The 22052-nt window shown below is 39.7% G+C and carries 17 protein-coding genes, 1 pseudogene and 1 riboswitch; of the genes and pseudogenes, 12 read left to right on the top strand and 6 right to left on the bottom strand.

Annotated features, from left to right (window positions below; genetic code table 11):
• Nucleotides 1-77: 77 nt before the first annotated feature.
• Nucleotides 78-1769, bottom strand: coding sequence for a D-lactate dehydrogenase (gene dld, locus ACLS0A_RS06895; RefSeq protein WP_416082839.1), 1692 nt, complete (start codon nucleotides 1767-1769; stop codon nucleotides 78-80).
• A 451-nt stretch (nucleotides 1770-2220) separates the two neighbouring features.
• Here dld and ACLS0A_RS06890 point away from each other — a divergent pair, with 451 nt between their 5' ends.
• From ACLS0A_RS06890 to ACLS0A_RS06855, 8 genes are all read left to right on the top strand, one after another.
• Complete coding sequence (locus tag ACLS0A_RS06890) at nucleotides 2221-2949, top strand: hypothetical protein (protein ID WP_416082838.1); 729 nt, start codon at nucleotides 2221-2223, stop codon at nucleotides 2947-2949.
• Nucleotides 2949-3494: a septation protein A gene (locus ACLS0A_RS06885; RefSeq protein ID WP_103853027.1), complete on the top strand. Its 546-nt coding sequence runs from the start codon at nucleotides 2949-2951 to the stop codon at nucleotides 3492-3494. The genes ACLS0A_RS06890 and ACLS0A_RS06885 overlap by 1 nt, the downstream gene beginning before the upstream one ends.
• 9 nt (nucleotides 3495-3503) lie before the next feature.
• Nucleotides 3504-3962, top strand: a complete 459-nt coding sequence (yciA, locus tag ACLS0A_RS06880; protein ID WP_017806408.1) for an acyl-CoA thioester hydrolase YciA — start codon at nucleotides 3504-3506, stop codon at nucleotides 3960-3962.
• Nucleotides 3963-3975: 13 nt separating this feature from the next.
• Nucleotides 3976-4272 (top strand): YciI family protein, encoded by a 297-nt coding sequence (locus ACLS0A_RS06875; protein ID WP_046098686.1) that lies wholly within the window; start codon nucleotides 3976-3978, stop codon nucleotides 4270-4272.
• A 114-nt stretch (nucleotides 4273-4386) separates the two neighbouring features.
• A complete protein-coding gene (gene acnB / locus ACLS0A_RS06870) occupies nucleotides 4387-6993 on the top strand; it encodes a bifunctional aconitate hydratase 2/2-methylisocitrate dehydratase (protein ID WP_416082837.1) in 2607 nt (868 codons plus the stop codon).
• 221 nt (nucleotides 6994-7214) lie between these two features.
• A riboswitch (TPP riboswitch) is annotated at nucleotides 7215-7317 on the top strand.
• 97 nt (nucleotides 7318-7414) lie between these two features.
• Nucleotides 7415-8473: an ABC transporter substrate-binding protein gene (locus ACLS0A_RS06865; protein ID WP_416082836.1), complete on the top strand. Its 1059-nt coding sequence runs from the start codon at nucleotides 7415-7417 to the stop codon at nucleotides 8471-8473.
• An 81-nt stretch (nucleotides 8474-8554) separates the two neighbouring features.
• Nucleotides 8555-9664, top strand: coding sequence for a metallophosphoesterase (locus ACLS0A_RS06860; protein ID WP_416082835.1), 1110 nt, complete (start codon nucleotides 8555-8557; stop codon nucleotides 9662-9664).
• An 8-nt stretch (nucleotides 9665-9672) separates the two neighbouring features.
• Nucleotides 9673-10722: an ABC transporter substrate-binding protein gene (locus ACLS0A_RS06855; RefSeq protein ID WP_416082860.1), complete on the top strand. Its 1050-nt coding sequence runs from the start codon at nucleotides 9673-9675 to the stop codon at nucleotides 10720-10722.
• A 67-nt stretch (nucleotides 10723-10789) separates the two neighbouring features.
• Here the strand turns inward: ACLS0A_RS06855 and metC are convergent, their stop codons facing one another.
• A complete protein-coding gene (gene metC / locus ACLS0A_RS06850; protein WP_416082834.1) occupies nucleotides 10790-11983 on the bottom strand; it encodes a cystathionine beta-lyase in 1194 nt (397 codons plus the stop codon).
• Nucleotides 11984-12141: 158 nt separating this feature from the next.
• Between metC and ACLS0A_RS06845 the strand changes: the two genes are divergently transcribed.
• From ACLS0A_RS06845 to ACLS0A_RS06830, 4 genes are all read left to right on the top strand, one after another.
• Nucleotides 12142-12744, top strand: a complete 603-nt coding sequence (locus tag ACLS0A_RS06845) for a peroxiredoxin C (RefSeq protein ID WP_103855102.1) — start codon at nucleotides 12142-12144, stop codon at nucleotides 12742-12744.
• A 421-nt stretch (nucleotides 12745-13165) separates the two neighbouring features.
• The gene (gene purR, locus ACLS0A_RS06840) at nucleotides 13166-14170 is read left to right on the top strand and encodes an HTH-type transcriptional repressor PurR (RefSeq protein ID WP_415777098.1); all 1005 of its coding nucleotides are present in this window, start codon (nucleotides 13166-13168) and stop codon (nucleotides 14168-14170) included.
• A gap of 231 nt (nucleotides 14171-14401) precedes the next feature.
• A complete protein-coding gene (ppc, locus tag ACLS0A_RS06835) occupies nucleotides 14402-17041 on the top strand; it encodes a phosphoenolpyruvate carboxylase (protein WP_416082833.1) in 2640 nt (879 codons plus the stop codon).
• Nucleotides 17042-17149: 108 nt separating this feature from the next.
• Nucleotides 17150-17473, top strand: a complete 324-nt coding sequence (locus ACLS0A_RS06830) for an HI1450 family dsDNA-mimic protein (RefSeq protein ID WP_103853038.1) — start codon at nucleotides 17150-17152, stop codon at nucleotides 17471-17473.
• Between the two features lie 66 nt (nucleotides 17474-17539).
• Here the strand turns inward: ACLS0A_RS06830 and ACLS0A_RS06825 are convergent, their stop codons facing one another.
• The 4 genes and pseudogenes from ACLS0A_RS06825 to ACLS0A_RS06810 form a co-directional block, all read right to left on the bottom strand.
• Nucleotides 17540-18985 carry a glucose/sorbosone family PQQ-dependent dehydrogenase gene (locus ACLS0A_RS06825; RefSeq protein ID WP_416082832.1) on the bottom strand — a complete coding sequence of 482 codons (1446 nt, stop codon included), beginning with the start codon at nucleotides 18983-18985 and terminating at the stop codon, nucleotides 17540-17542.
• A 387-nt stretch (nucleotides 18986-19372) separates the two neighbouring features.
• Nucleotides 19373-19500 (bottom strand): annotated as a pseudogene (locus tag ACLS0A_RS06820) (helix-turn-helix domain-containing protein); the annotation flags it as partial.
• Between the two features lie 123 nt (nucleotides 19501-19623).
• Nucleotides 19624-21036, bottom strand: a complete 1413-nt coding sequence (locus ACLS0A_RS06815; protein ID WP_416082831.1) for a hypothetical protein — start codon at nucleotides 21034-21036, stop codon at nucleotides 19624-19626.
• Nucleotides 21036-22052 (bottom strand): DNA adenine methylase (locus tag ACLS0A_RS06810; RefSeq protein WP_423111572.1); only part of this gene is annotated, 1017 nt, incomplete at its 5' end. The genes ACLS0A_RS06815 and ACLS0A_RS06810, both read right to left, overlap by 1 nt.

Here is a 22052-nt window from a genome sequence, read left to right as displayed (position 1 = left end):
CCTAGATGAATGTCTAGGCATTTTGCTAAATTTTTCTAAAAATTGGACCGCACTTTCGTTTTTCACTCAAACCATAATTAAGCCCAGTGTTTCTTCTTAGAAGTTTTACCAATGCCTGGGTTGAAGCTATTGGTTGGATCTAATTTTTGGTAGAACGCTTTCAATTCTGGTTTCGCTTCATACAAATGCCCTACGTTATGTTCTGCTGGATATTGCGCGCCGCGCTTATCAAGCAAGGCTAACATTTCGTGTTCGATTTCTTCCCAATCGTAGCCTTTTTTGACTAAATAATCTTGGTGGAACACATAGCACATAAAATGTCCGTAATAGAGTTTATGAATTAATTTATTTTCTAACTCGGCAGGCAATTTCTCAAACCAATCTTGATCGTTACGGCGTAAAGCAATATCCAATGCCACGATTTCTTCCACTTCAGGTTCGTGAATGGCACGATAACGAATGGCTGCAGAAGCCACAGCAAAGCGATGCAACATTGCAGCTTGGGTTTCTTCTGGGCTACATTCAAAATATGCCCCTTTGGATTTATCTGCAAATAGGCTTTGCAAATATTCTCTTGCTTCTTTCACGCCTTCCCCACCCATTTTTAAGATTAAGTGATGTTCATATTGATCACGATAATCTCTCAAACTTTGTGGCAAATGTTGCGGCAATAATTTAGAAACAAATTGCAACGCTTTGTCGCTGAGATGATTTGGTAAAAAAGCGAATTTTTTCATTAGGCGATCGGCTTTGGCTTTGAGTGCAAATAATTTTGGTAAACGGTGCGTACCAAAACGTTTAATCACCCAGAAAGTATCTTTTCCATATTCAGCGGCAATATCAAAGGCATCACGATGAATATATTCACCCGATACAGGCAAACTGCTAAATTCAGCCAAAATATGACGGCGAATGTCAGTTAAAACCTGTGTATCATTTGTGCCGATATAAAACACCGCACTTTCTTTATCTTGCGGGAAGGTATCCAAACGCACAGCAAACACGCCCAATTTTCCTGCACTGCCTGACGCTTCATAATGACGATTCGGATCCGCATTAAAACGTGCAGGTGTGTCTGCATCAATTTGGCGAACGTGATGGCAATAATCGTGATCGTGTCCTTTACCGCAATCAAGATGAATGTCTTTACGCTGATAACGCCCTTCTTGCAAGTTAGTCAGAATTTCTTCTGGGCTATCGCCTAAATCAATACCAAGATTGTTGATTAGGTGCAATTCGCCGTTCTCATCTAACTGTGCGTACAATGCCATTTCCGTATAAGCTGGCCCACGTTGCACCAAGGCTCCACCTGAATTATTACAAATTCCACCAATCACCGAAGCGCCGATACAAGATGAACCGATAACAGAATGCGGCTCACGTTTGTATTCTTTCAGCAATGATTCCAAATCGTTTAAACGCGAACCAGCAAAACATACCACTTGCTCTGCATTATTTATCGGCTGAATCCCTGTCATTCGCATTGTATTGATAAGCACAATATCACGCTCATAATCATTTCCCGCAGGGGTTGAACCGCCCGTCAGCCCTGTATTTGCCGCTTGTGAAATCACGATCACATCAGCTGCGACACAAGCTTTTAACACTTGCCAATATTCTAATAATGATCCCGGACGCACCACTGCTAGCACTTTTCCTTGCCCGAAACGATAGCCTGTGGTGTATTCTTCGGCTTTTAGCGGATCGGTAATCACATATTTAGGGCTAACAATTTGCGTTAATTGAGTAATTAAATGCGTTATTGACATTTGACACCTCTTATATAATGTAACAAGAATTTAACATTAGCTACTATAAGAGGAATAACAAGGAATTTCAATCAAAGAATGCGCGGATGCTTTATCTCCTAACCATTGATGCGTATTTCGCCAATTTTTGCCATTGAAAAGGAATCGTTTTGTGATGAAGTTCAAAGTTTTTAAAAATTTGTTAAAAAATTTGAAAAATTTATTTCCCGCACTTTTCATTTTGTTTAACAATAAGGACAATTAACGCATAATATCGCTCCTCTCTTTTAGATAAAATATGTTGAATGCGCAATAGTGCGAACATTTTAAAGGATTACATTGCGATGTGGGATTTTTAGCAAACCAAAAGCAACAAAAAAAGAGTTATTGTATAATGTCGCAATGATTTTTAACTGGAAGCAAACTAATGAACATTAATTTTACTCAAATTTTTCAAGATTGTTGGAATTTTATGCGTAATCAAAAAAAGATTACTCAGCAATTTATCTTTTTCTTTTTGATTAGCTCGTTAATCTTCTATTTTCTTTTAAGCGCGGTCGTGCCGATGCCTGAAATCAGCCAAGCAAATGGACAAAATCTGCCTTTGCCAAGCAATATCAGCGCAGAATTTTTGGTAATTGGTGTGGCACAACAGTTAGTTAGCCTATTTATTTCTTCTTGGGGGATTCTCACCTTTCACCGCATTAGCACTCAACAACAAAATCCGTTAAATCAAAATCCCTTAAACCAAAGTGCGGTGTTAACTTTACAACGTTTTGCAGGCGTGGTGGCAGTGAGTGTGATTGGGTTTATTCCCTTAATGATCGGCTTGGTAGAAAGTCTGTTTGCCATTTTGCAAGGGCAATCCCCTTCAATCCTCTCTTTGGTGGCGATGTTACTCGGCTTTTTTATTTTTGTACGTTTAAGTTTAGCTTCCACGGAATATCTGATTCAGCCCGTAAGTATTATGCAAGCCTTGAAAAATAGCTGGCTAAGTGGCGCGAAACGCGCTGCGCCGTTGTTTATTTATTGTTTGTTAATTTATGTGGTGCTGCCATTTGTGGTAAGACGCATTTCTTCATTAAGCGATAATCTAGTTTTTGATGTGGTAATGTTATTTTTAAGCGCTGTGGTTGGCGTGTTTTCGTTACTTTTCACTTATCGCTTTTACACCTTATTTATGCGCAAGGATCAACAATAATGAAACAAATTTTAGAATTTATACCGCTCTTAGTTTTTTTTGCTGTTTATAAACTGGTTGGTATTCGTGAAGCGGCCATCGCCTTGATTATTGCGACAATCATTCAGCTTGTGGTACTAAAACTGAAATACGGCAAAATTGAAAAACAACAGCTCATTATGGGAAGTGCGGTGGTTTTTTTTGGCGCTTTATCCGCTTATTTCAACGAATTAGAATTTTTAAAATGGAAAGTAACGGTAGTTTATGCCTTGTTTGCCTTAGCATTAATTATCAGCCAAGTGATTTTTAAGAAACCGCTCATTCAGCAATTATTAGGTAAAGAAATTCAGTTGCCTGATGCCGTTTGGAATAAATTAAATCTAGGCTGGGCAGGATTTTTTCTGTTTTGTATGATCCTAAATATCATCATCAGCCAATATTTTTCCGATGATCTTTGGGTGGATTTCAAAACCTTCGGCATTATTGGACTTAGCCTTGTTGCAACAGTCGCAACAGGCGTTTATATTTATCGTTATCTTCCAAAAACAGAGAATAAAGAACAATAGGAAAACATTATGTCTGCATTTATTGAAACCAAAACGGGTCGCCAATCACAAGGCACATTGTTATTACGCACCCTTGCGATGCCTTCTGATACCAATGCCAACGGCGATATTTTCGGTGGTTGGATTATGTCGCAAATGGATATGGGCGGTGCAATTTTAGCCAAAGAAATTGCGCACGGCCGTGTGGTTACCGTGGCGGTGGATAGTATGACCTTTATCCGCCCGATTTCTGTGGGCGATGTGGTATGTTGCTACGGCCGCTGCGTGAAAGTGGGACGCACTTCATTGCAAATTAAAATTGAAGTGTGGGCGAAAAAAGTATCCAGCGAACCCATTGGTGAACGTTATTGCGTAACCGAAGCCGTATTCAGCTTTGTTGCAGTAGATAGCAACGGCCGACCGCGTGCAGTTCCAAGAGAAAATAACCCAGAGCTAGAAAAAGCCCTTGCGTTAATTGATGAAGCCTAAGAAAGGAGAAACTATGTATTACGTTATTTTTGCTCAAGACAAACCCAATACCCTTGCTCAACGCCTTGCCGTGCGTGAACAGCATCTTGCACGTTTAAAACAATTACAAGCAGAAAACCGCCTTTTAACCGCAGGCCCAAATCCTGCCATTGATGACGAAAATCCCGGTGAAGCTGGATTTACTGGCTCAACAGTAATCGCCCAATTTGACAGCCTTGAAGCGGCACAACAATGGGCAAGCCAAGATCCTTATGTGGAAGCTGGCGTTTATGGCGAGGTGATGATTAAGCCATTTAAGAAAGTTTTCTAAGCAAAAAATCGCAAAAATTCTCTCAAAAAACACCGCACTTTTCTTGTTTAACGCAAGAAAGTGAAAGCAAGAAAAGTGCTACCCCTAACGATAAAAGCAATAAGAGGAAACACAATGTCAAACTTTCTACAAAATTACCAAAAACATATTGATGAACGTGCGGCACAAGGTGTTGTACCAAAACCATTAGATGCCGAACAAACCGCACAGCTTATCGAATTATTAAAAAATCCCCCTGCTGAGCAAGCCGATTATCTCCTTGAGCTTTTTAAAACCCGCGTGCCAGCAGGGGTGGACGAAGCAGCCTATGTCAAAGCGTCCTTCCTTGCTGCCATTGTCAATGGAACGGCACATTCTCCATTAATTAGCCCAGAAAGTGCGGTGCAAATTTTGGGCACAATGCAAGGTGGTTATAATATAGAACCCTTGCTGCAAGCCCTTGATAATGAAGCCCTTGCCCCTTATGCCGTCAGCGCCCTTTCTTCCACCCTTTTAATGTTCGATAATTTCTACGATGTAGAACAACGTGCCAAACAAGGCAATCCTTACGCGCAACAAATTCTTGAATCTTGGGCGAATGCAGACTGGTATTTATCACGTCCAAAATTAGATGAAAAGATCACCGTTACCGTATTTAAAGTGTCGGGCGAAACCAACACGGACGATCTTTCCCCTGCGCAAGATGCGTGGTCGCGCCCTGATATTCCTTTGCACGCCTTAGCAATGCTGAAAAATGAACGAGAAGGCATTCAACCTGATGATGTAGGTAATATTGGGCCAATTCAACAAATTAATGCGTTAAAAGAAAAAGGCTATCCGCTCGCTTATGTGGGCGATGTGGTCGGCACAGGTTCATCACGCAAATCCGCCACTAACTCGGTGCTATGGTTTATGGGGGAAGATATTCCTTACATTCCGAATAAACGTGCAGGCGGCGTGGTATTAGGCGGAAAAATTGCTCCTATTTTCTTCAACACCTTAGAAGACGCGGGGGCATTGCCAATTGAAGTAGATGTCAGCAAGCTCAATATGGGCGATGTGATTGATATTTACCCATACCAAGGCAAAATCTGTAAACACGATAGCGATGAAGTTTTGGCTGAATTTCGCTTAAAAACCAATGTGTTATTAGATGAAGTACGCGCAGGCGGACGTATTCCATTAATTATCGGACGTGGGCTAACCCATAAAGCGCGTCAATCCCTTGGCTTACCTGATAATGATGTGTTCACGAAACCACAAGCGGTGGCGGATAACCACAAAGGCTTTACCCTTGCACAAAAAATGGTCGGCCGCGCTTGTGGTGTAGAGGGCATTCGCCCGGGGCAATATTGCGAACCAAGAATGACTTCAGTCGGCTCGCAAGATACCACCGGCCCAATGACTCGTGATGAGCTAAAAGATCTCGCCTGTCTAGGTTTCTCATCAGATCTAGTAATGCAATCCTTCTGTCATACGGCTGCCTATCCAAAACCTGTGGACGTTGTTACCCACCACACCCTGCCTGATTTTATTATGAACCGTGGCGGTGTTTCCCTGCGCCCAGGGGACGGCGTGATCCACTCTTGGCTCAACCGTATGTTATTGCCTGATACCGTAGGCACTGGCGGCGATTCGCACACACGCTTCCCGATTGGTATCTCTTTCCCTGCGGGGTCAGGTTTGGTGGCGTTCGCCGCTGCCACAGGCGTAATGCCGTTGGATATGCCTGAAAGCGTGCTAGTGCGTTTCAAAGGGGAAATGCAACCGGGGATCACCTTGCGTGATTTAGTACACGCTATTCCTTATTATGCGATCCAACAAGGCTTACTCACCGTAGAAAAACAAGGCAAGAAAAATATTTTCTCAGGCCGTATTTTAGAAATTGAAGGTCTAGAACACCTTAAAGTGGAACAAGCCTTTGAACTTTCTGATGCCTCTGCTGAACGCTCTGCGGCGGCTTGTACCATCAAATTAGATAAAGAACCGATCATTGAATATCTCAATTCTAATATCGTGTTGCTCAAATGGATGATTGCAGAAGGCTATGGCGATGCACGCACCCTTGAACGCCGTATCAAAGCAATGGAAAAATGGTTAGAAAACCCAGAATTGCTCAGCGCTGATCCTGATGCAGAATATGCCGCGGTGATCGAAATCGATCTCAACGAAATCAAAGAACCAATTTTATGTGCGCCAAATGATCCTGATGACGCTCGCCTGCTTTCTGAAGTGCAAGGGGATAAAATTGACGAAGTGTTTATCGGCTCTTGTATGACCAATATTGGGCATTTCCGTGCCGCTGGAAAATTATTAGCTAAATTCAAAGATGTGATTCCAACCCGTCTATGGCTTGCGCCTCCAACTAAAATGGACGCCAGCCTATTAACAGAAGAAGGCTATTACAGCATTTACGGTAAAAGTGGCGCGCGTATTGAAATCCCAGGTTGTTCACTTTGTATGGGTAACCAAGCGCGCGTGGCAAACAACGCCACCGTGGTGTCCACCTCCACCCGTAACTTCCCGAACCGCTTAGGACAAGGCGCAAATGTGTATTTGGCTTCCGCAGAACTCGCCGCCGTAGCAGCCTTACTCGGCAAACTGCCAACGCCAGAAGAATACCAAGCCTATGTGGCGGATTTACAACAGGACAAAGATGACACTTATCGCTATATGAATTTTGATCAACTTAATCAATATACACAAAAAGCCGATCAAGTAATCTTCCAAGCACCAGCTTAATAACGCCTATCACAAAGTGCGGTGAAAAATTCAAAAAATTTCACCGCACTTTTCTTTTTTCTCTGTTTATTAAAAATAAAAATGCAGTTATTTTCTTTCCTAAATGAAAAGCAAAGTGCGGTAATTTTTTTCATTATTTTTATTAAATCTTTTCATCATTAATTAATGCCATTTGACCTTTTTCTCATTGACAGCCCTAGCCTGCCCTTTCTATACTAAACGAGAATTAGTCGGGGTGCTTGATGGAATATCCAAACAAGCTGAGATAATACCCGTGAACCTGATTCAGTTAATGCTGACGTAGGAAACTAATTAGATCATATTCTTGCAAACGCCTTTATTTTGCGGAATTTTCTGCTTTACCTTTCTAATTTCTTTCTTGCTCGTCAATATCACTTTTTAATCATTTGTTAATAAGGAAATGACAATGCAATTTAAGACGTTTTTCTCATCATTTTTAGCCAAATCGCTTCTACCTATTTATGTTGCAGGCAGCCTATTTTTATTCAGCCACAATGCGCAAGCTGAAGGGCGATTAACGGTTTATTGCAGTGTGCAACATTCCGTCTGCGAAAAAATGGCGAAAGTTTTTGCCAAGAAATATAACGTGGACACCAAATTTGTGCGTAACAGCACGGGCGCAACCCTTGCTAAAATCAAAGCGGAGCAAGCCTTGCCACAGGCGGATATTTGGTACGGCGGCACAATTGAGCCACACTTTCAAGCCGCACAATTAGGCTTACTCGAGCCTTATCGTTCACCATTGCAAGCGGAAACTATGCCACAATTTAAAGCCCTGCTCGACAAACACGGCGATGTGACCTCCATTGGTTACATTATTGTGTTAGGCATTGGCGTAAACACGGAAAAATTCAAACAATTAGGCATTAAAGACTATCCAAAATGCTGGAAAGATTTAACCGATCCAAAATTTAAAGATCAAATTCAAATGCCTGATCCGCGCAATACTGGCACGGGCTATACCTTTATCGCAACGCTAGTGCAGTTATTCGGTGAAGAAGAAGCCTTCCGCTATTTGAAAGCCTTAGATAAAAATATTTCTCAATATGCTAAAAGTGGTACAGAGAAATCCAATCTCTCTCGTGGTGATGCGGCGGTAACCATTGGTTTTATTAATGGTTATCAAACCGAGAAAGAAAATGGTGCGCCTGTGGAAGCCATTTTACCTTGCGAAGGCGACAGCTATTCCCTTGGCGGCATCAGCATTTTGAAAGGGGCAAGAAATTTACAAAATGCAAAATTATTTATGGATTGGGCATTAACGCCTGAAGCGCAAGAAATTGCGTGGCGCGAAGAAAAAATGTATCAAATTCCAACCAATATTCACGCCAAAGCCTCACCAAATTCCACTGATCCAAAAACCTTAAAACTCATTGACTTTGATTTTGAACGCTTTGGTTCAGACGAAGAGGGCAAGCGCTTGATTAAGCGTTGGATTGAAGAAATTAAGCTCGACTAAGCTTTTCCATTGACAAAATATAAAGTGCGGTTAAAAATAACCGCTCTTTATGATTTTTTTATTTTAGGAAAGCTGTTCGTAATGCGATACCAAATTATTTTCGCAATTTGTATTATTTTTTTACAATTCTTCATTTATATTTTTAACCGCACGCTATCTTGGCTTTATTTGCAAAATACCAGTCCTGTTTGTCGTAAAATTTTAACCCTTATTACTTATCTCGGCGCAAACAGTATTATTTTGCTCACTGTGTCGCGCATTTATCCAATGTTCCGCACCAGTGCATTTATTTTAGCCTTTTTGCTCTTTGCCAGTTTTGTCAGTTTGGTGTGCGTGGCGATTTACTTTATTTTTAGAAAACAAAAATTTAAGCAAAAATTACACCGCACTTTAGCTTGGTTTTATCCCCTTGGTTTAGCCAGTTTGATTGGTTTGAGTGTGTATAATGCTTACACGCCACAGGTGATTCATTATGAAATCACGCTAGATAAGCCTTTCAAGCCACTGCGCATTGGAATGGCAAGTGATTTTCACCTTGGGCGTTTATTTGGTGGGAAACAATTAGATCAACTGGCTGAAATAATGAATGAACAAAAGGTGGATATTATTTTGCTGCCGGGAGATATTATGGACGATAATATTCGCGCTTATGTAGCAGAAAAAATGCAGCCACATCTTGCGAAACTGCGTGCGCCCCTTGGGGTTTATGCCACCTTAGGCAACCACGATTTCTTTGGTCAGCAACAAGCCATTGCCAAAGAAATTCGCAAGGCGGGCATTACGGTTCTGATGGATCAAGCGCTAGAAGTGGATAACCGTTTTGTGCTGATTGGACGCAATGATGATTTATTCAAAGCGCGGCCAAAAACTAAGCAAATTTTAGCCGCACTTGATAAAACTAATGATAAAACAAAAGGGGAGCTACCGATTTTTCTGTTAGATCATCGCCCAACAGAAATTATGGAGCATTCCTCCTTACCGATCGATATTCAAGTTTCAGGCCACGCGCACAAAGGGCAAGTGTTTCCTGCAAGTTTGATCACAAAAGTGTTATATCGTTTAGATTATGGTTATGAGAAAATTGGCAACGGACATTTTTTCGTAACTTCAGGTTATGGTTTTTGGGGAATCCCAATGCGATTGGGATCGCAATCGGAAGTGTTTATCATAGATGTGAAAGGAAAAAAGTAGGAATGATGATGAACGTTCTAAATAAAAATTTTAGCAAAATTTTCACCGCACTTTGCTTGGGGGCGAGTGCATTGTTTGCCAATCCTGCGCAGGCGGAAGGCAGGCTGACGGTATATTGTAGTGTGCAAAGCTCAACTTGTGAAAAAATCACGCAAGCCTTTAGTAAAAAATACAATGTGCAAACCCAGTTTGTGCGTAACAGCACAGGCGCAACCTTATCCAAGTTAAAAGCGGAACAAAATAATCCGCAAGCGGACGTGTGGTATGGCGGCACAATCGAATTGCATCATCAGGCGGCAGATCTTGGCTTGCTTAGCCCCTATCGCTCACCAAAACAAGCGGAAACAATGCCACAATTTAAAGTCTTGTTAGATAAAAAAGGCGAATTTACGTCTATTTTATATATGCTTGTTCTCGGCTTTGGCGTGAATACGGAAAAATTTGCTGAACTCGGTATTAAAGAGTATCCAAAATGTTGGAAAGATTTGCTCGATCCACGCTTAAAAGGGCAAATTCAAATCCCTGATCCACAGCTTTCAGGCACAACTTACACGGCCATTGTTACGCTCATTGAGCTTTTAGGGGAAGAAAAAGCCTTTGAATATTTAAAACAGCTTGATGCGAATGTATCGCAATATATGAAAAGTGCGCAAGTAACCAGCAATCTATCTCGCGGTGAAAGTGCGGTAAGCGTGGGTTTTGTGCATAGTTATGCTACGGAGAAAGAAAATGGTGCGCCAGTGGAAGCTATTTTGCCTTGCGAGGGCGATAGTTATTCCCTTGGTGGATTGAGCATTATTAAAGGTGCGAGAAACTTAGATAATGCGAAATTATTTGTGGATTGGGCATTATCTAAAGAAGCGCAAGAGCTGCCGTGGCGTGAAACAGGGGTATATCAAATTCCAACCAATGTGAATGCCGAAGCCTCACCAAAATCCGTTGATCCAAAAACCTTAAAACCGATTAATATTGACTTCGAGCGTTTTGGCTCAGCAGAAGAAGGGAAACGTTTAGTGAATAAATGGGTGCAAGAAATTAAACTGAAAAAAGAAAATTAATTTTTAGTCAAAAAACGACCCCACTTTTTAGGTGGGGTCTGTGCTTTTAGCCCTTAGCCTTTCAAGTTTAGCCTTTCAATCGTTCAAAGCCTGCTTTCAGATCGGCGATTAAATCTTCAACTTCTTCAAAACCAATATGTACACGAATTAATGTGCCAGTGAGCTTGCGTGCAATATTTGGACGAATTTTGGCGATTTCTTCCGGTTGGTTATACAGAATTAAAGATTCAAATCCACCCCAAGAATAGGCCATTGAGAAGAGCTCAAAATGATCCATAAAACGTTCTAATTGTTCTTGAGTTAATTTTTCGTTTAATTCAAAAGAAAACAACCCACTTGCGCCCGTGAAATCACGCTTAAAGTTTTCGTGTCCTGGGCAGCTTGGCAGGGCGGGGTGATACACGGCCTTGACTTCAGGCTGTTGAGCCAGCCATTGCGCCACTTTTATGCTATTTTCTTGATGTTGTTTAAGGCGAACCGCTAAGGTACGAATACCGCGCGCAGTCATATAAGCGGTATCCGCATCTACCATTTGCCCCATTAAATAAGAATGTTCGCGTAATTTATCCCAACAACGGGCGTTAGACACCGCCGTACCAATCATTGCATCGGAATGGCCGACTAAATATTTCGTGCCTGCTTGGATCGAAATATCAATACCGTGTTCCAATGCCTTGAACAATACGCCAGCCGCCCAAGTGTTATCAATCATAATCACCACGTCAGGATTCACCGCACGCACGGCTTTGACAATCGCAGGAATATCAGGCACTTCCATTGTGAGTGAGCTCGGTGATTCTAAAAACACCACTTTGGTATTGGGCTGCATTAAATTGGCAATTTCTGCGCCTATAAGCGGATCATAATAAGTGGTACTCACGCCCATTTTTTGCAAAATGACATTACAGAATACTTGAGTTGGCTCATAAGCCGCCCCTGTCATCAAAATATGATCCCCTGTGGCGACAAAAGAAAGAATCGCATTGGTTACTGCCGCGGCGCCACAAGGGTAAAGATAACAACCCGCGCCGCCTTCTAATTCACACATTAAATCTTGCAAAGCAAAATGAGTGAGCGTGCCACGGCGGCCATAATATAATGCCCCTTTGGTGAGATTTTTGCCCGCTTCTTTTTTGTCTGCAAGGCAATCAAAAACCAGCGAAGAAGCTCGCTGAATCACAGGATTGACGCTACCTTGCGTCATTCTCTTTTTACGTCCAGCGTGGACAAAAGTGGTGTTTGATGTAGTATTTGCTTTCATAAATTTTCCTTACTTTTATTAAATTTAGGTAAAAATAATCAATTTAATAGATAAAAACAGCTATTCAAGTGCGGTGCTTTTCTTTAGAATATTTGCCGATTTACGCTTATTGTTATTTAAGCATATCTATCATCAATTTTTTATAGGAGATTTGTACTATGGTATTAGTAACTCGTCAAGCACCAGATTTTACTGCATCAGCAGTATTAGGCAACGGTGAAATCGTTGATAACTTTAACTTAAAAGAACACATCAAAGGTAAACCAGCTGTTATCTTCTTCTGGCCTTTAGATTTTACTTTCGTATGTCCATCTGAAATCATCGCATTCGATCACCGTTATCAAGAATTCAAAAATCGCGGTGTTGAAGTAGTTGGTGTGTCTATCGACTCTCAATTCACTCACAATGCGTGGCGTAAAACTTCTGTTGATGCCGGTGGTATCGGTGAAGTTCAATTCGCAATGGTAGCAGACGTTAAACACGACATCGCACAAGCTTACGGTATCGAACACCCAGAAGCTGGTGTTGCACTTCGTGCTTCGTTCTTAATCGACAAAGATGGCGTGGTTCGTCACCAAGTTGTAAACGATCTTCCACTTGGTCGTAACATTGACGAAATGATCCGTATGGTAGATGCGTTACAATTCCACGAAGAGCACGGTGAAGTTTGCCCAGCTCAATGGGAAAAAGGTAAAGAAGGGATGAAAGATAGCCCAGAAGGTGTAGCAAAATACCTTAAACAAAACGCAGATAAACTCTAATTTTCTATTTGTTTAGTATTATTTTAATTTAGGAACTAAATAAACCCTACTTAAGTAGGGTTTATTTTTATTTTATAGCCTTACTAAAATAATGAATATAAAAAAGCTAAGTTTCAATAAACTTAGCTTCTTTTGGCGAGATTTTAATTTTAAATCGCTATTTTTTTGTTAAAAAATTGATGAGGCGAGGGTAAGAATAACGCCTAAAGAAAGAATAACCATCATCATTGCATAGCCAAATGTACCCATAATTTACTCCTAAAAGTTGATAAAACTTGTCAGAATTATAGCAAAATTACGAAAAAAAGAAAATTTCTTAACTAACGTTGAAAAAGCTGTGATACAGCGCAAATTTTTTCACAATAAACCTTAACAATTCCATTTCGCCCCTTATAATAGCCAAAATTTTTTTGGAGGAACTATGGCAACAATTAAAGATGTGGCAAAAATGGCGGGCGTGTCCACCACCACCGTATCCCACGTGATCAATAAAACCCGCTTTGTTGCACCTGAAACAGAAAAGCAAGTACGTGACGCCATTCAAGCGCTCAATTATTCACCAAGTGCAGTAGCGAGAAGTTTGAAAGTTAATACCACAAAATCCATTGGAATGATCGTTACCACCAGTGAAGCCCCTTATTTTGCGGAAATTATTCACGCAGTAGAAGAGCATTGTTATCGCCAAGGCTATTCTTTATTTTTATGTAACACACAAAATGAGCCTGAAAAAATAAAAAATCACTTAGAAATGCTCGCCAAAAAACGCGTGGACGGCGTATTGGTGATGTGTGCAGAATATACGCAAGATTCTCTTGATCTATTGGCGAATTTCACGGATATTCCAATGGTGGTAATGGATTGGGGACCGAATAATCAAAACACTGATATTATTCAAGATAACAGCTTTGAGGGCGGTTATATGGCAACCAAATATTTGATTGATAACGGACATAAAGCCATTGGTATTATCGCGGGAGAATTAATTAAAACCACCGCCAAAACACGCTATGAGGGCTTTGTTAAAGCAATGGAAGACGCCAACTTGCCCATCAATCCTAACTGGGTGATGGAGGGCTTTTTTGAGCCAGAAGACGGCTATGAATGTATGAATAAAATCTTAAGGCAAGATGAACTGCCAACAGCCGTGTTTTGCTGTAATGATGTAATGGCGCTGGGCGCAATTTCTGCCATTGGCGAAAAAGGGCTGAAAGTGCCTGATGATATTTCCATTATTGGCTACGATAATATCCACGCCTCACGTTTTTATTCGCCGCCACTCACTACGATACACCAGTCTAAATCGCGTTTAGGCGCACAAGCGGTGAACTTATTGTTCCAACGTATTAGTGAGAAATCAGGCCAGCACGAAATTATTGAAATGCACCCTGAATTGGTGATCCGTAGCTCGGTGAAAAAATGTAATTAACGCCAATTTATCCGCTCAGTACAATGCCCGTTAAGTGCGGGCATTTTTATTTCTATTTTTTAACAAATTTGCAACTTATTTAGATTTTATATAAAAAAGCTAGAAAAATTTATAGAAAAACCACCGCACTTTTGATTTATATTATTTTTTATCTTTTAAATAATTGACCTTTCTCCCTATTTTTGATTATATCTATCTCAGAAAACGAATTTACTTTTTTGTGAGGTGCTTATGATCCAACAATACACAACGCTGCGTAACAACATCAATATGCTTGGGCATTTCTTAGGGGAAACCATCAGTGATGCGCAAGGCAGTGAAATTCTTGATTTAATTGAAAAAATTCGCGTATTATCAAGAAATTCCCGTGCAGGTGATGAAAAATCCCGTGAACAATTGCTTGAAATACTAGCCACGATTTCCGATGAAAATATCATTCCTGTAGCGCGTGCTTTCAGCCACTTCTTAAACCTCACCAATATTGCTGAGCAATATCAAACCATTTCCCGTCAGCATATTGACCAAGAATCTTCCGACCGTACCTTAGAAGCGCTCTTTCAACGCTTAAAAGCGCAAAATGTGCCAACAGAAAAAGTGCTTGATGCGGTACAGAAATTGATTATTGAGCTGGTGCTTACCGCTCACCCAACAGAGGTAACACGCCGTTCACTCGGGCATAAACACGTTGAAATCAACCGCTGTTTAAGCCGTTTGGAACACGATGATTTAACCGAAACGGAAACAACCAAACTGAAACGCCGCTTAATGCAGCTGATAGCCCTTGCTTGGCATACCAATGAAATTCGTACTCAACGTCCTACGCCTGTTGATGAAGCCAAAGCAGGAATGGCGGTGATTGAAAACAGTTTATGGAAAGCTGTGCCAGAATTCTGCCGTTTATTTAACTTCCATTTAGAGAAAAACTTTGCGGTGCAGCTGCCAGTAGATCTTGCTCCAGTGCGTTTTTCTTCTTGGATGGGCGGCGACCGTGATGGAAACCCATTTGTTACCGCGCAAACCACGCGCCAAGTGTTGTTGATGAATCGTTGGAAAGCAGCGGAACTTTTCTTAGAAGACATCAAATTACTCGCCGATGAACTTTCGGTGATTGAATGCACACCTGAATTTCGTGCTAAATATGGCGATCACCTAGAGCCATATCGTTTTGTGGTGAAAGGCTTGCGTAGCAAATTGATCAAAACCGTGGCGTATTATGGCGATTTATTAGAGGGTAGAACCCCTGTTGTGGATCAGCAAGAACTGCTCACTGATGATGAACAGCTTTGGGAACCCCTTTACGATTGTTACCAATCCCTGCATCAATGCGGAATGCGCATTATCGCTAACGGCGCGCTACTTGATTGCTTACGCCGTATCCGTTGCTTTGGTTTATCCCTTTCTCGCCTTGATATTCGCCAAGAAAGCACACGTCATAGCGATGCCATTGCAGAAATCACCCGTTATATCGGTTTAGGCGATTATTCACAATGGACAGAAGATGACAAACAAGCGTTCTTAATCCGTGAATTAAGCTCACGCCGCCCATTGTTACCGCGTGATTGGCAACCTTCAGCAGAAACGCAAGAAGTGTTAGATACCTGTAAAGTGATCGCAGAACAGCCGGAGGGCGTGATTTCTTGCTACATTATTTCTATGGCGCGCACGGCTTCTGACGTGCTTGCTGTGCATTTACTCTTGAAAGAAGCGGGCGTGCCTTATCACTTGCCTGTTGTACCATTGTTTGAAACCCTTGATGACTTAGATGCGTCTGAAGAAGTAATGCGCCAATTATTCAATATCGGTTGGTATCGTGGCGTGATTGACAACAAACAAATGGTGATGATCGGCTATTCCGACAGTGCCAAAGACGCAGGAATGATGGCGGCTTCTTGGGCGCAATATCGTGCGCAAGAACAGCTAGTGAATTTGTGTGAAGAACTCGGCATTGAACTCACCTTATTCCACGGACGTGGTGGCACAATTGGACGTGGTGGCGCACCAGCACACGCAGCGCTACTTTCTCAACCGCCACGCTCATTGAAAAACGGCTTGCGTGTTACTGAACAAGGGGAAATGATCCGCTTTAAATTGGGCTTGTCAGCCGTAGCTGTGGGCAGTTTAGATCTTTACGCTAGCGCAATTTTAGAAGCCAATTTATTACCACCACCAGAGCCAAAAGCCGCGTGGCGTGAAGTGATGGACGAGCTTTCCACCACGTCTTGCGAAATTTACCGTGGCGTGGTGCGTGGCGATAAAGATTTCGTGCCTTATTTCCGTTCTGCAACGCCAGAGCAAGAGCTGTCAAAATTGCCATTAGGTTCACGCCCTGCAAAACGTAATCCAAATGGTGGGGTAGAAAGTTTGCGTGCCATTCCTTGGATTTTCGCTTGGATGCAAAACCGCCTAATGCTCCCAGCGTGGCTTGGCGCAGGTGCTTCCGTACGTTTAACTATTGAGCAAGGCAAAGGTGATGTGATCGAAGAAATGTGTAAACAATGGCCGTTCTTCTCTACGCGTATCGGAATGTTGGAAATGGTATTCAGCAAAACCGACACCTGGCTTTCAGAGCATTACGATCAGCACCTTGTGAAACCTGAATTGTGGTACTTAGGGCAATCATTACGCGAACAATTAAAAGCGGATATTCAAACAATTCTGTCTTTATCGCACGAAGATCAATTAATGTCTGATCTTCCTTGGATTGCCGAATCTATCGCACTGCGTAATATTTACACCGACCCACTTAACTTATTACAAGTGGAATTATTACGCCGCTTGCGTGAAAATCCAGAAAATCCAAATCCTGATGTTGAACAAGCCTTAATGATCACCATCACAGGTATCGCAGCGGGAATGCGTAATACGGGCTAAAACCCAACCGAGCAAAAAACAAAGTGCGGTGGAAAATCACCGCACTTTTTCTTTCACCATTATTCTTATGTTATGATACCCACCCTTTTCACCTAAATAAGACAACCAATGACAGAACAAAAACAAAAACTCGATCCCGATACAGCCATTGATATTGCCTACGATATTTTTCTTGAAATGGCTGGGGAAAATCTTGATCCCGCAGATATTCTGCTTTTTAATCTCCAATTTGAAGAACGCGGGGCGGTAGAATTTGTCGAAACCGCAGAAGATTGGGAAGAAGAAATCGGCGTGCTAATTGATCCTGAAGAATATGCCGAAGTTTGGATCGGCTTAGTCAATGAGCAAGACGAAATGGACGATATTTTCGCGAAATTCCTCATTTCTCATCAAGAAGAAGATCGTCAATATCATATTATTTGGAAAAAATAATGCGATAAAAAGTGCGGTGAAATTTTTTTGAATTTTTCACCGCACTTTTCCTATTAGAAAGAAGAATTATTGACCAATATATTCAAACACAATAATTGATCCTGGATTTGCCATTTTTGATGTTGGTGTGTCATCTAATTGGCGACCGTTCCCCATATTGTCTGTTACCACATAGATTTTGCGGGTGTCAGGGCTCACTAACGCATTGCGATAACGATTTGCACTGGTGAAATATTTTCCTGTATCCCCTTGCACATTGCTTGCATCTTCATTCATTTTTACTTGATAAATCGAACCGCTCTTATAGGTTGCTAATAATAATGAATTACGGAACTCAGGAATCACGCCGTCTTTTGGATAATATACCGCATTACCCGGGGCAATAGTTGGCCAGCAAATGTAAGCCAATTTACCACAAGTGGCGTTGGTGTAATTGTAGTCATTGTTCACGGTGAAGAAGGTTTTCACCGGATCAACCACTGGCTCTTTATAATCTGTTTCTTTTTGCGTTGGCACGCCTTCAGGGATCACATTCGGATCGTATTTCACTGTCGGGCAATTTACCGCCGCAGAATAATTTGCATAAACATAGGCTAAATCATCTTTAAAGCCTGCAACGTGTGGCCAGCCGTAGTTTCCACCCGCTTCAAGTTTGTTCAATTCATCATCACTTGATGGGCTTTGTTCTGTGCTATAAAGGTGATTCCCCACCCACACTAAACCTTGTGGATTACGGTGTCCATAAGTATAAACGTGGCTTTTCACGCCTTTAATCACAGGGTTATCATCAGGGATTGAACCGTCTTTGTTGATACGCAAGGTTTTGCCGTTATAAGCACTGTGATCGTGATTTTTTACTTGTTCAGCTGTTGGCAATTTTTGTGAAGTAATTTCATCACAAACGTGTTTACCTTGGTTATAACCCAGATCGCCTGTGGTGTAATAAAGTTTGCCATCTGGGCTAAATTTAATGCGTCCTGCATTGTGCTCCACGCTTGCGATAATATGGTCAATCACAATTTGCTCATCACCTAATTTATTGGCTTTCGCATCATAGATTAAGCGTACAATACGAGCGAATTTTTTCTCACCATCAACATAAGTATAAGCCGCATAAGCATAAGGTTCACCTGCATCAAAATTTGGCTCTAAGGCTAACCCTAACACGCCTTGATGCGGGAATTTCTCATAAGCATTAGCAAAATGATACAACACGGTTTTCTCACCAGCTTTTGAATCAATGCTCATGATATTTCTACCTGCACGTTCTATTAGCCAAAGTTGCTCTTTCGGCCCCCAGATCATCTCCCAACCGCCATCAACATTGTTAGTAATAACCGTTGCTTCAAAACGTGAACCAAAATCCACCTTGCCATCTTTGCTGACTACATCAATGGCACTGGCACTTGTTACTGCAAAAGCAAATAATGCCCCTGCAAACGCTAATTTTTCATTATTTTCTCCTAAGGTTAAAAAATCGCGTGGATTGTACCACAAGCTAAAACGTGCCAATACCCATTATTAGAAAAGGTGTTTTTCCTGCTAGGAAACATTTTATTGATACGAAAAAAGTGCGGTGAAGAATCGAAAATTTCCACCGCAGCCCCTATTCCAAACTCAGTGTTAATACTCATATCAACTTAATGGTGATCGTTTAGCCGTTACAAGCATTTTTGCCTTTTCTAGTCTGATATTTTTCATAGCCAAGATGGTAGGTCAATCTGCGATTTACTTGAAATAATGCCTTTTTCAGTGACAAACTTCTCAAATGCGATTAATCTTTGTTTGAAATTAGCTAGAAGAGCCTTACTTATCTTTCTCATCAAGGCGTTTTTTGAGGTTAGACTCACGTCAATTTTGATTTAGTAAGGATTCAATGCCACCTTATTCTGCCGCTTATTGATAACGATAAAAGGTATCGCACTTCATACCCACAATTTACAGGCTTGTGAGATGTTACTTAATTCTGTAGCTAAATTAAGCAACCAAGTCTTGCGTTTAATGAGGGGGCTGTTAGAACAAAACATGAGAGTTTCGTTTTTGTTTAAATTGATTTTGTCACTCATATTCTAAATAAGAAACTCTCACTTTTTATTATGATTTATCAGATTAGGTCTGATCTTTTACATATAAATATTTATGGTAAATACCTATTTTACCTTCCAATAGTCTAATAAGTTAGATATTGCCTCTGTGAATAGTTTAGGAGCTTTAATTCCTAAAATCATTTTCCCACTTCTGTTTAATAAAAAACCAATTTCTGCTTCTAATGTTGTATTATCGAAAATCGATCCTCCGTATAAAACAACTGTTCTTACAATATCAAATTTAGGGTATGATGGCTTAATATATTCTTTTTCAATAAAATCATAATTTCTCAATTCTTTAATACCTTTAAAACGATTTTCATAAGTTTTTCCTTCAATATTTATGATTTCTAAGGAATCAACATCAACTAAAATTAGATCAGGTATATAAGCAATAGCAGTTTTATCACCTGATTTATATAATGTTCTATCACTATATTTTTCTAAAGGAACTACTTCACCATTACTTCTCTTAAAGTAACTTTTTTCACAACCAGCATGATTCTCAAAAATAGAATATCCTTTAGAAAAAGAATCTACAGCTATATGAAGAAATATAGTCCCTAATTTTTCCCCATTAGTTTCAATATTCCAATACTCATTATAAGTATTATGATTAATAATATTTAATCCTTGTAATGAAACATTTAATTTATTAGCAATTTGAATAAATTTATTTGGTTTTAAGCTTGAGTTAGGTAGATTATTTTGAACTAGACCATGTTCAATAATTGTAATTTTCCCTTCCCACCCCATTTTCCTTAATACTGCAGAAATCATACTTAGAGCCCCAATATTAGGATCATGAGATAAACTACCTGATTTTATTAATCTCCCTGATATTTTGATTTCATCTTGAAGTTTATAAATTAATATAGGTACATTGCCCTTTGGCGGCTTACGCATTGAATTTTTAAAATCAATTAACTCATCAATGGAATTAAATGGTGTCATCTGTTCTTCATTTTGATGCTTACCTAAGATTTCAACTCCGTAAGTTGCTAATAATTTACTTCCAAATACATTTGTTGCACTAGGTTTTTCTTTTTGCTCCACCTGTAATGAATAAAGCATGATTTTCTTTACATTTGGATAAAATAAATCAATATATACAAATTTCGTACAGCGTTGAAATACCCCTGTATTTCTACTTTCACTATCATCAGTTTTAGTCTCCTCAATAGCGAATAAAGGTTGATCTGTTGGACCCGGCTCTTGATTTTGGTAATAAATTAAGTAATCAACAAAGCTAGATTTTCCTGAAACTGTTTTAATAATAATTTTAGAAATATGAGGAGTATTAATCCCTAACACTTGATAAGAAAATGTAAAACGATCATTCTTTACTAAAGGGATTATTGTAGTAGAGCCTGAGTGAATAAACCCAAAACCTTTTTCTTTTGCAAACCTAGAAAAAATAATCTCAATTACATCTACTTTCGGTCTTTCTTCAGTTAAGATCCATAAAATACTCATTATTTACTCACTATATATAATTTTTCTTTAACATATTTTTTATGACTACTTAATCCATTATTATTACTTTTAAATCTTAAATAATCAAAATCATAAATTTCAACATGATTATTATTTGATTTTAATACCTCTAATATTTTTTCATTAGACATAATCCCTTCATTGTTATAACTTAGTAATAAATGTTTATATTTCCCATTTACTACAATTTTTTCTAAATCTTCAAGTGCTGTTTTTTCGTTACAAAAACTAGATTTTTGTTCTGAATAATCACGCATACCAGAGACACCTCTTATTTCAGGTGAATCGTACTTTGCTATTGTTTCTAATAGATGATAATTAGGTGCATATTGTCTCTGATTATAAGGGGGATCTAAATAGAAAATATCAGCTTTAACTTCATCTAATAAATATAATGAATTATTTTGATAACATTTATTTATGTGAGAGTTTTTTATTATCTCAGGCTCTCTTAAATACATTGATTTTAATGCTCTTCGATCCCATGTTTTATGGAAAGCTGCATATACCCCTGAAATATTTGCATAGAATGAAACTGTTTCAATTAATGACGCTATAAGAATAAAATACTCTTGTTCCGTCAATAAATTATTATTGTACCAATCCTCTATTTTAACTCTTACTTTATCTATAAATTTACCATTTTTATCAGTAAAATACATTCTTGGTTGTTCTAATTCTTTACTCCCTCCAGGTGTATAATTTTTGTAAATAAAACCGTTTTTATCCTTTATGTTATTAAGGTAACTTAATATTAATTGCAGAGGTGTTGAAAAAAAATCTTGATGCTTCAATGTATCAATTATATCTGATAATTTTTCAAATGTGGGCTCTGTATTATTTTCTAAATAAGCTTTCTGTAAAACATAAGAGTAATACATTAAATCACAACTAATAACTTTATAATTTAGCTTTTTAAAATATTTTGCTACATTAGCCGTTCCAGAAAATACATCAAAAAATGACTCTCCAGATATTCCTTTTTTTTGCATTAT

This window comes from Avibacterium volantium, from assembly GCF_049366555.1.
Classification (GTDB): domain Bacteria; phylum Pseudomonadota; class Gammaproteobacteria; order Enterobacterales; family Pasteurellaceae; genus Avibacterium; species Avibacterium volantium_A.
Note: the sequence above shows the minus strand (reverse complement) of the source record. Positions and strands in the feature narration are given on the sequence as shown.